The following is a 10,575-nucleotide window of genomic DNA, read 5'->3' as shown; positions in this document are numbered from 1 at the left end:
TGACACGACCCCCGAAGGGGTGGCACACTGCGAAGAACTCTCCAGGGGTGCAACGAAACCCATGCGCATGCAACAAAACAGCATGTTGCGTGGTGAAACGCGGGTATCTTGCAGCATCTCGCAAGGATCATGCAAGTTGGTTACCAGCGTGTAACCGTTCGGCCCAGGGTTTGGTGGGTTCTCAGCCCACTGCCTACAGTGCAAAGGTCAAACGCGCCTGGCGACACCTCTGTGCCCGGCGCGTCCCATGCACCAGGAGGAACCTTTGATCAAGAAGCGCGCTGGGCTCGCAGCCCTCGCCGTGCTCGGGGCCACAGCAATCGCCCTGGCCGGCTGCTCCAGCAACAGTGGCAGCAGCAGCAGCAGTGACTCGAGCTCCGGCTCGACGAACGCGAGCGGCATCGTCACCACGAACGGCAGCGAGCCCCAGAACCCGCTCATCCCCTCGAACACCACCGAGACCGGTGGTGGCAAGATCATCAACTCGATCTTCGAGGGCCTCCGCTCCTACGACGCCGACGGCAAGCCGGTGAACGAGGTCGCGAAGAGCATCACCACGGACGACTCCAAGACGTTCGACATCAAGCTCAACTCGGGCTGGACCTTCACCAACGGTGAGAAGATCACGTCCGAGTCGTTCACGAAGGCGTGGAACTGGGCGGCGCAGAAGTCGAACGCCCAGGGCGCGAGCTACTACTTCGAGAACATCGAGGGCTACAACGCCGACGCCGACGCGAAGCTCACGGGCCTCAAGACGGTCAGCGACACCGAGTTCACGGTGACGCTGAAGGCGGCGCAGTCGGACTTCCCGCTGTCGCTCGGCTACTCGGCGTTCGTCCCGCTGCCCTCCGTCTTCTACGACGACACCAAGGCCTTCGGTGAGAACCCGATCGGCAACGGTCCGTACAAGCTCGACGGCAAGAGCGCCTGGACGCACAACACGGACATCAAGCTCGTCACCAACAAGGACTACGAGGGCAAGCGCAAGCCGAAGAACGGTGGTCTGACGATCACGTTCTACACCTCGCAGGACACCGCGTACTCCGACGCGCAGGGTGGCAACCTCGACATTCTCGACGCCGTGCCGGACTCGGCCTTCGCGAACTACAAGTCGGACTTCCCCGACTCGAACGTGAACCAGCCTGCGGCGATCTTCCAGGGCATCTACCTGCCCTACTACCTCGACCACTGGAAGGGCAAGGAAGGCGAACTCCGCCGCCAGGCCGTTTCGATGTCGATCAACCGCAAGCAGATCACCTCGAAGATCTTCGACGGCACCCGCACCGCGGCCAGCGACTTCACCTCGCCGGTCATCGACGGCTGGTCGAAGAACCTCGACGGCGCTGACGTCCTCAAGTACAACAAGTCCGAAGCCAAGAAGCTCTGGGCCGAGGCCGACAAGATCTCGCCGTACAACGACACCCTCACCATCTCGTACAACGCCGACGGCGGACACGAGGCGTGGGTGACCGCGGTCACGAACAGCATCTCGAACACGCTGGGCATCAAGGCCGAGGGCAAGGCGTACCCGACCTTCCAGGAAGCGCTGGACGTCCAGACGAACGACAAGCTCACGGGCGGTAGCCGCACCGGTTGGCAGGCCGACTACCCGTCGCTGTACAACTTCCTCGGCCCGACCATGGGTGCCGGTTCGTCGAACAACTACTCGCGCTACGCGTCGACCGAGTACAACGACCTGCTCAAGAAGGGTCAGTCGGCCAGCAGCGTCGATGCCGGCAACAAGATCTTCGACCAGGCCCAGGAGCTCCTGCTCAAGGACCTGCCGGAGATCCCGCTCTGGTACTCGAACGTGACCGGTGTCTGGTCTGCCGACAACGTGTCGAACGTCAAGTTCGGCTGGGACTCGGTGCCGCTGTACTACGACGTCGAGGTCAAGAAGTAACCAACTGAGAGCAGGTATCCTGCCTCAGCAGCACCACCGGACGGGGGTTCGGGAGCCACAGGTTCCCGAGCCCCCGTACCGCGGCGGCACCACCTCCCCACAACCCACAGCGGGCGCCGCCCCCGCGTCGGGCAACCGTGTCACCGCACGGAACGTCCACCCTGACGAAATGACTGTGATCCACATGCTCGCTCCGAACCAGGCGGAGATCTGATGCTCTGGTACCTCGGGAAGCGCCTCCTGCAGCTGATCCCCGTGTTCTTCGGTGCCACGTTCCTCATCTACTTCATGGTGTTCTCCCTCCCCGGGGACCCCATCGCAGCGCTCTTCGGCGACCACCAGCCGTCGCCGCAGGTGATCGAACAGATCCGCGCGCAGTACAACCTCGACAAGCCGTTCATCATCCAGTACCTGCTCTGGATCGGCGGCGTGTTCCGCGGCGACCTCGGGGTGACCTACTCGGGCATCCCGGTCAGCCAGCAGCTCGCGCAGGCCTTCCCGATCACGGCCCGGCTCGCGATCCTGTCGCTCGTCTTCGAGGCCGTCGCCGGCATCGTCGTCGGTGTCATCGCCGGCCTCAAGAAGGGCAAGTGGTTCGACGCCACCGCGCTCGTCGTGTCGCTGCTGCTCATCTCGGTCCCGACCTTCGTCGTCGGCTTCGTGCTGCAGTACGTCTTCGGCATCAACCTGGGGCTGTTCCGCGTGACGGTCTCCGGTGACGCGCCGTGGTCCGAGCTCGTGCTCCCGGCGATCGTGCTGGCATCGGTGTCGTTCGCGTACATCGTCCGCCTGACCCGGGCGAGCATCGCGGAGAACATGAGTGCCGACTTCGTCCGCACCGCGACGGCGAAGGGCCTCCCGCGTCGCCGCGTGATCGGTGTGCACATCTTCCGGAACTCGCTCATCCCGGTGGTGACGTACCTCGGCATCGACATCGGCAACCTGATGGTCGGCGCGATCGTGACCGAGGGCATCTTCAACATCCACGGCGTCGGCGGCACGGTCTACCAGGCCGTCAAGCTCGGCCAGGGCCCCACCGTGGTGTCCTTCGTCGCCGTCATGGTCATCATCTTCATGCTCGCCAACCTCCTGGTCGACCTGCTGTACGCCGTCCTGGACCCGAGGATCCGCTATGCCAAGTAACACCGAATCGCGCTCGGCGACGCACTACGTCGCGCCGCTCGAGGAGACGCCGCTCCAGGCGATCGACAACGTCAACGAGGACGAGAAGGCACGGTCGCTCTGGACCGACGCCTGGGAGTCCATGCGCACCCGTCCGACCTTCTGGGTCTCGTCGATCCTGATCGTGCTGATCATCGTCGTCGCGGTGTTCCCCGGGCTCTTCACGCACATCGACCCCCGTGCGTCGAACCTCAACAACAGCGACGAGGGCCCGCGCGCCGGGCACATCCTCGGCTTCACGCGTCAGGGCTACGACACGTACGCCCGCGTGATCTGGGGTGCCCGCAACTCGCTGATCGTCGGCATCGTCGCGACCGTCCTGGTCTCGGTCGTCGGCATCGTGATCGGCGCCCTGGCCGGGTTCTTCGGCGGCTGGCTGGACACGATCGTGTCCCGCATCGGTGACATCTTCTTCTCGATCCCCACCGTCCTCGGTGCGATCGTGATCATGTCCGTGATCCCGGCCCGCAACGCCCTCACGGTGTCGCTGGTGCTCGCGGCCTTCGCCTGGCCGCAGATCGCCCGCATCATGCGCGGTGCGGTGCTCAGTGCGAAGCAGGCCGACTACGTCACCGCCTCGGCGGCGCTCGGGGTCAGCCGGGTCAAGACGCTCGTGCGCCACGTCATCCCGAACTCGCTCGCACCGGTCATCGTCGTCGCGACGGTGTCCCTCGGCACGTTCATCGTCGCGGAGGCCACGCTGTCCTTCCTCGGCATCGGTCTGCCGCCGTCGGCACTGAGCTGGGGCCTCGACATCGGCGCCGCGCAGTCCTCCATCCGGACCAACCCGGCGACGATCTTCTGGCCGTCCGCCGCCCTGTCCATCACCGTGCTCGCGTTCCTCCTCCTCGGTGACGTGGTCCGCGACGCACTCGACCCGAAGGCGAGGGCCCGCCGATGAGCGAGACTCTGACCGAGACGACGGCCCGTCGCGCCGGCAACAGCGGTGCCCCGCTCCTCGAGATCTCCGGGCTCCAGATCGGCTTCAAGACCCAGAGCGGCTTCGTGCAGGCCGTCCGTGGCGTCGACTTCACCCTCGAGCAGGGCGAACGCCTCGCGATCGTGGGCGAGTCCGGCTCCGGCAAGTCGACGAGCGCCCAGGCGATCATCAAGCTCCTGCCCGGCGCCGGCCAGGTGACCGGCGGGTCGATCAAGTTCAACGGTCGCGAGCTCGTCGGTCTCTCCGACAAGGAGATGTCCGATATCCGCGGCAAGGAGATCGGCTACGTCCCGCAGGACCCGATGTCGAACCTCAACCCGCTGTGGACCATCGGGTTCCAGGTCGAGGAGGCGATCCGTGCGAACGGCATGGCCGTCGGCAAGAAGGCCGTCCGCGAGCGTGCGATCGAGGTCCTGAAGGAAGCGGGCCTCGGCGACGCCGCGAACCGCCTCAAGCAGTACCCGCACGAGTTCTCCGGCGGCATGCGCCAGCGCGTGCTCATCGGCATCGGCCTGTCGAGCCGCCCGCAGCTGCTCATCGCGGACGAGCCGACCAGCGCCCTGGACGTCACCGTGCAGCGCGTCATCCTCGACCACCTCGAGACGCTGACTCGTGACTTCGGCACCAGCGTCCTCTTCATCACGCACGACCTCGGCCTCGCCGCCGAGCGCGCCGAGAAGCTCGTCGTGATGTACAAGGGCCAGGTCGTCGAGGCGGGTCCGTCGAAGGAGATCCTCGGCAACCCGCAGCACCCGTACACGCAGCGCCTGGTCGCCGCGGCGCCGTCGCTGGCGAGCCGTCGCATCCAGTCCAAGGTGCAGCACGCGCACGTCGACATCGCCGACGCCGGCAGCGACGACGCCGAGCTGATCGCCCGCGCCCAGGAGCGCGAGCACCAGCCGGCGAAGGACCTCATCGTGGTGAAGAACCTCGAGAAGGTCTACAAGCTGCGCGGCAAGAACCTCGCGAGCCGTGAGCTGAAGGCCGTCGACGACGTGTCGTTCTCGATCCCGAAGGGCACCACCATGGCGCTCGTCGGCGAGTCCGGCTCGGGCAAGTCCACGGTCGCCAAGCTCGTGCTCCAGCTCGAGGACATCACGAGCGGCAGCGTGCAGTTCGACGGCATCGACATCGGGGCGCTGAAGGGCAAGGAGCTCTTCGACTTCCGCCGTCGCGTGCAGCCGGTGTTCCAGGACCCGTACGGGTCGCTGGACCCGATGTACAACGTCGGGAACACCATCGCCGAGCCGCTCGTCACGCACCGCATCGGGGACAAGGCCTCGCGCCGTGCCCGGGTGCGTGAGCTCCTCGACCAGGTGGCCCTGCCGGCATCGATGGTGAACCGCTACCCGAACGAGCTCTCCGGCGGTCAGCGACAGCGCATCGCCGTCGCCCGTGCGCTGGCGCTCAAGCCCGAGGTCATCGTGCTCGACGAGGCGGTCTCCGCCCTCGACGTGCTCGTCCAGGGCCAGATCCTCGACCTGCTCACGGAGCTGCAGTCGGAGCTCGGCCTGACCTACCTGTTCATCACGCACGACCTCGCGGTCGTCCGCCTCGTCGCGGACAACGTGTGCGTGATGCGCAAGGGCCAGATCGTGGAGAAGGCGACGACCGACGAGGTCTTCGCCAACCCGCGCGAGCAGTACACCAGGGACCTCCTCGCGGCGATCCCGGGTGCGTCCTTCGAGTTCGGGCGCTGATCGACCTGACGAACGACGAGGCCGGACGACCGATCGTCCTCCGCGGTGGCCGCGGGGGACTGGTGTCGTCCGGCCTCGTCGCGTTCCTGGGGCTCGCCCTGCTCGTCGACGCGGCGGTCCGGGGCAGCTGGGACGTGGTCCTGCACGCCGTCGGACCGATCGCGGTCATCGTCTGGGGCGTCTGGGTGCTCATGGTCCAGCCGTCCGTCCGGGTCACCGCCGACCGCCTGACGGTGGTCAACCCGCTCCGGGTGACGGTGGTGCCGTGGGGCGCGGTCGCGGACGTCCGGCTGCGGTACCAGATCGTCGTCGAGACCACCGAGCCGCGGAAGCTGACCTGCTGGGGCGGTCCGACCCTGCCCCGGCCGAAGCCCGCCCGGCGCGGCGAGCGGCCCGTGATGCCGACCTCCGCCGAGCTCTCGGTCGTCCTCGACGCCTGGGCGCTCGCACGCGACCGTGGCGCGGCCGACGGCGAAGTGGTCCGGTCCTGGGACCGTACGGCCGTCGTCTCCGGCGTGGTCGCGGTGCTCCTGCTGGTCCTCGCCCTGGTCGCCTGACCGGGGCACGTCACGTCAGCAGCTGACGGACGGGAGGCTCCGCACCGGTCCGGTGCGGAGCCTCCCGTCCGTCAGGTGGAGACGTGACCGCCGCTACACGGCCGCCACCGCGCGCTGCGTGAGCAGGTCGTTCTGGTCGGTCTGGATGCACGCCACGCCACGGCCGTGCACGGCCTGCAGGGACGGGTCGATGCTGCGGCACTGCTCCTGCCGGGTCTCGTCGAGGAGCTGGTAGAGCGGGCACCGGGTGCGGAACCGGCACCCGTCGACCCGCTCGGTCGGCGACGGCAGGTCGCCCTCGAGCAGGATCCGGCCGCGTGCGGCCTCGGCGTCGGGGTCCGGGACGGGCACCGCGGACAGCAGCGCGCGCGTGTAGGGGTGCTGCGGGTCGTCGAAGACCAGGTCGCCCTCGCCGTACTCGACGATGCGACCGAGGTACATCACCGCGACGTCGTCGGCGATGTGCCGGACGACCGACAGGTCGTGCGCCACGAACAGGTACGACAGGCCCAGGCGGTGCTTCAGGTCCTCGAGGAGGTTGATGACACCGGCCTGCACCGAGACGTCGAGCGCGGAGACGGGTTCGTCGAGCACCAGGATCTTCGGCTCGACGATGAGCGCCCGGGCGATGCCGATGCGCTGCCGCTGGCCGCCGGAGAACTCGTGCGGGAACCGGTCGATGTAGCTCGGCTCGAGGCCCACCAGCGCCAGGGAGTCCTGCACACGCTGGCGGATCTCGGCCTTCGGGACACCCTGCACGGTGAGCGGTTCCCCGATCACCGAGCCGATGTCGAGCCGGGGGTCGAGCGACGCCATCGGGTCCTGGAAGACGACCTGGATGTCGCTCCGCAGCGCGAGACGGTCGCGCTTGCTCAGCGTGGCGGTGTCGACGCCGTTCACGGTGATGGAGCCCTGCTGGGCGCCCGCGAGCTCGAGGATCTCCATGATCGTCGTCGTCTTGCCGCAGCCGGACTCGCCGACCAGGCCGAGGACCTTGCCGCGCTTGAGCTCGAGCGAGATGCCGTCGACCGCGTGGACCTCGCCGATCCGCCGACGGAAGACCGCGCCCTTGGTGAGCGGGAAGGTCTTCACGACGTCGTCGAGTCGCAGGACCACGTCGTCGCCGTGGTCCGTCGCGGCCTCTTCGATGTCGTCCGGGCGGGGGAAGATCTCGGAGCGCTCGAGGGTGCCCGCGGCGATCTCGTCGCGGCGGATGCACGCGGCGGTGTGGTCGGGCAGTACGGCGGGGGCGGCGACCGTCGCGCCGGTGGCCAGGTCGGCGACGGAGCCGGGGACGGTCTCCCCGACGGTACCGGCGCCGGCGTTCGTGATGCTCGGCGCCAGGAGTGCCGGTTCGCCGTCACGGCAGGCGTCGATCGCGGCCGGGCAGCGGTCGGCGAACGGACACCCCGTCGGCTGCTGCGTGAGGAGCGGCGGGCGGCCCTCGAGCGGCACGAGCCGCTCCGTGCGGGGCGCCGACATGTTCGGCATCGACCGGAGCAGGCCGATCGTGTACGGCATCACCGGTTCGCGGAACAGGGTCTGCACGGGCGCCGTCTCGACGATCCGGCCGGCGTACATCACGGCGACCCGGTCGGCGTTGCCCGCGACGACCCCGAGGTCGTGGGTGATCAGCACCACGGCGGCGCCGGTCATGTCCTTCGCGGTCTGCAGCACGTCGAGGATCTGCGCCTGGATCGTCACGTCGAGCGCGGTGGTCGGCTCGTCCGCGATGATGAGCTTCGGGTCGTTCGCGATCGCGATGGCGATCATCGCGCGCTGCCGCATGCCGCCGGAGAACTCGTGCGGGAACGCGTCGAGCCGCCGGGCGGCGTTCGGGATGCCGACGACGCGGAGGAGCTCCTCGGCGCGGGTCCGGGCGGCGTGCGCGGTGAGCGACCGGTCGTGCAGGCGGAGCCCCTCGACGATCTGCTGCCCGATCGTGTACACCGGCGTGAGCGCGGACAGCGGGTCCTGGAACACCATCGCGATGTCCCGGCCGCGGAGCTTCGACATCTCGCGGTCGTTCAGGCCGACGAGCTCCTGCCCGTCGTACTTGATGCTGCCCCCGACCTGCGCCGAGGAGGGCAGCAGACCCATCACGGCCATCGAGGACACCGACTTGCCGGAGCCCGACTCGCCGACGATGCCGAGGAACTCGCCCTGGCGGACCTCGTAGTCGACGCCGCGGACGGCGTACACGGGGCGCGAGTTCGCGTTGAACGTGACGGAGAGGTCCGAGACGGAGAGCAGGGGGTCAGTCACGGTTGGCTCCGGAGGTGGGGTCGATGGCGTCGCGCAGGGCGTCGCCGAGCAGGCTCGTGGACAGGACGGTGGCGACGAGGGTCGCGGCGGGGAGGACGAACAGCCACGGCCGGGTCACCGCCGACTGGCTGCCGGCGGCGAGCAGCGTGCCGAGCGAGACGTCCGGCACCTGGATGCCGAAGCCGAAGAAGCTCAGCGTGCTCTCCGCCAGGATCATCGCGCCGACGCCGAGCGTGGCGTCGATGATCAGCAGCGAGGCGACGTTCGGCAGGATGTGCCGGCGGATGATCGTGGACGACGGGACGCCCATGAACCGAGCTGCCTTGACGTAGTCGCGCTCCCGCAGCGACATCGTCTGCCCGCGGATCACGCGGGCCATGATCATCCAGTTGAAGATCGCCAGGCCGACGATGAGCGCCACCCAGGTGAGGTTCTTGAACACCGGGCTGAGGAGCACGAGCGCGTAGAACGACGGGATCACGAGCAGCAGGTCGATCGCCCAGACGATCGCCCGGTCGGCGAACCCGCCGAAGTACCCCGCGATCGCACCGACGATGCCGGCGATCAGCGTCGAACCGGGGCCGGCGATGAGGCCGATCAGCAGCGACTTCTGCAGGCCGACGAGGGTCTGCGCGTAGATGTCCTGGCCGATGTCGTTCGTGCCGAACCAGTGCGACGCGCTCGGGCCCATGCCGAACGCGAGCCCGTCGGAGTCCACCGAGTTCCAGTGGTAGAGCAGCGGGCCGACGAAGGCCCACAGGATGATGAGCAGCAGCGCCGTCGCACCGATCCGGGCGCGCCAGGTGCTGAGCACCTTCCGCCAGAACGGCGTCCGTCGGCTGGTGGCGTCGACGACGTGCGCGGGCACCCCGGCGTTGCCGTCGCCCGGGTCACCGGCGGTGGTCGTGGTGGTGGGGTCGAGAAGCGACACGGGTCACACCCTCACTCGCGGGTCGAGCGCCGCGTACAGGAGATCGGCGAGCGTCCCGGCGATGAGCACCAGGATCGCCGTGAACAGGATCGTCCCGGCCGCTGCGTTGATGTCGTTGTTGGTGATGCTGGTGACGAAGTACTCGCCCATCCCGTGCCAGCTGAACACGAGCTCGGTGACGCTCGCGCCGGTCAGGATCAGACCGAAGGAGTACGCGAAGAACGTGGACATCGGGATGAGCGCGACCCGGACACCGTGCCGCATGATCGCGGAGCCGCGGGTGCGGCCCTTCGAGCGGGCGGTGCGGATGAAGTCGTTCGACAGGACGTCGAGCATCGCGGACCGCTGGTACCGCGAGTAGCTGGCGATCGCGCCGATGGTGAGCGAGATCGTCGGGAGCAGCAGGTGGACGAGCCGGTCGCCGAGGTTGGCGAAGAAGCCGCCTCCGTAGCCGGGCGTGTACTCGCCCGTGAAGCGGATCACCTGCGACCCGACGGCGCTGTTCAGCCCGGTCGCGAGGATCATCAGCACGACCGCGATGACGAACACCGGCGTCGCGAGCACCGCGAACGAGAGGTACGTGGACACCTGGTCGGAGGTCTTGTACTGCCGCACCGCGTTCCACACGCCGAGCAGGACACCGAGGATCGCGCCGAGCAGCGCGCCGATGATGAGCAGCCGGAGGCTCGTGCCGGAGCGGGCGATGATGTCCGCCGTCACCTCGGTGTTCCGCGTGCTGATCCCGAGCGACCCGTGGGTGACGAGGTCGACCCACCAGTTCCAGGTCCGCACCAGGACGGGCACCCCGGGGTCGGCGCCGATCTTCGCGAGCGACGCGTCGATCGTGTTCTGCGGGACCGGGGGGTTCCGTCCGTAGAAGCGAGCTGCCGGATTGAGCGTCGTGCTGGCCAGGATGTATCCCAGCGTCGTCGCGACGATCGTCAGGATCACGTAGTTGACGATCCGTTTCGCGATGAATGCGAGCATTGGCGGTTCCCAGGGGTCGATTGACCGTCCGGCCGGACGGCGCTGTCGGTGGGGACAGCGTAGCCGCCCCGGAGTCATGCTCAGGACGACGGGCGCAACGCTAGACAACG

8 protein-coding genes are annotated in these 10,575 nt (G+C 68.2%); 5 read left to right on the top strand and 3 right to left on the bottom strand.

The window, feature by feature from the left end:
* Positions 1-265: 265 nt before the first annotated feature.
* The 5 genes from EDF24_RS11870 to EDF24_RS11850 all read left to right on the top strand — a co-directional run bounded on the left by EDF24_RS11870 (position 266) and on the right by EDF24_RS11850 (position 6,282).
* Positions 266-1,903, top strand: a complete 1,638-nt coding sequence (locus EDF24_RS11870; RefSeq protein ID WP_185017189.1) for an ABC transporter substrate-binding protein — start codon at positions 266-268, stop codon at positions 1,901-1,903.
* A 213-nt stretch (positions 1,904-2,116) separates the two neighbouring features.
* A complete protein-coding gene (locus EDF24_RS11865) occupies positions 2,117-3,046 on the top strand; it encodes an ABC transporter permease (protein WP_123703074.1) in 930 nt (309 codons plus the stop codon).
* Positions 3,036-3,986, top strand: a complete 951-nt coding sequence (locus tag EDF24_RS11860) for an ABC transporter permease (RefSeq protein ID WP_123654125.1) — start codon at positions 3,036-3,038, stop codon at positions 3,984-3,986. The genes EDF24_RS11865 and EDF24_RS11860 overlap by 11 nt, the downstream gene beginning before the upstream one ends.
* On the top strand, positions 3,983-5,725 hold the full coding sequence (locus tag EDF24_RS11855) for an ABC transporter ATP-binding protein (protein ID WP_123703072.1): 1,743 nt from the start codon (positions 3,983-3,985) through the stop codon (positions 5,723-5,725). The genes EDF24_RS11860 and EDF24_RS11855 overlap by 4 nt, the downstream gene beginning before the upstream one ends.
* Positions 5,726-5,787: 62 nt before the next feature.
* On the top strand, positions 5,788-6,282 hold the full coding sequence (locus tag EDF24_RS11850) for a PH domain-containing protein (protein ID WP_123703070.1): 495 nt from the start codon (positions 5,788-5,790) through the stop codon (positions 6,280-6,282).
* A 93-nt stretch (positions 6,283-6,375) separates the two neighbouring features.
* On the opposite strand, the gene EDF24_RS11845 is transcribed toward EDF24_RS11850, so the two are convergent.
* From EDF24_RS11845 to EDF24_RS11835, 3 genes are read right to left on the bottom strand one after another with little or no spacing between them, the layout of a single operon-like run.
* Positions 6,376-8,547 (bottom strand): ABC transporter ATP-binding protein, encoded by a 2,172-nt coding sequence (locus EDF24_RS11845; RefSeq protein ID WP_123703068.1) that lies wholly within the window; start codon positions 8,545-8,547, stop codon positions 6,376-6,378.
* A complete protein-coding gene (locus EDF24_RS11840) occupies positions 8,540-9,478 on the bottom strand; it encodes an ABC transporter permease (protein WP_123654121.1) in 939 nt (312 codons plus the stop codon). The genes EDF24_RS11845 and EDF24_RS11840 overlap by 8 nt, the downstream gene beginning before the upstream one ends.
* Before the next feature lie 3 nt (positions 9,479-9,481).
* Positions 9,482-10,465: an ABC transporter permease gene (locus EDF24_RS11835; protein ID WP_123654120.1), complete on the bottom strand. Its 984-nt coding sequence runs from the start codon at positions 10,463-10,465 to the stop codon at positions 9,482-9,484.
* Positions 10,466-10,575 lie beyond the last annotated feature (110 nt).

It is taken from the genome of Curtobacterium sp. PhB130, from assembly GCF_003755165.1.
GTDB lineage: Bacteria > Actinomycetota > Actinomycetes > Actinomycetales > Microbacteriaceae > Curtobacterium.
The sequence above is the reverse complement of the archived record's forward strand: the minus strand, read 5'-3'. Positions and strand labels throughout refer to the sequence as shown.

Excerpts from the sequence above, each read along its gene's own strand:
- EDF24_RS11865 (WP_123703074.1), top strand. The coding sequence starts at position 2,117 with ATGCTCTGGTACCTCGGGAAGCGCCTCCTGCAGCTGATCCCCGTGTTC.
- EDF24_RS11860 (WP_123654125.1), top strand. The coding sequence starts at position 3,036 with ATGCCAAGTAACACCGAATCGCGCTCGGCGACGCACTACGTCGCGCCG.
- EDF24_RS11855 (WP_123703072.1), top strand. The coding sequence starts at position 3,983 with ATGAGCGAGACTCTGACCGAGACGACGGCCCGTCGCGCCGGCAACAGC.
- EDF24_RS11835 (WP_123654120.1), bottom strand. The coding sequence starts at position 10,465 with ATGCTCGCATTCATCGCGAAACGGATCGTCAACTACGTGATCCTGACG.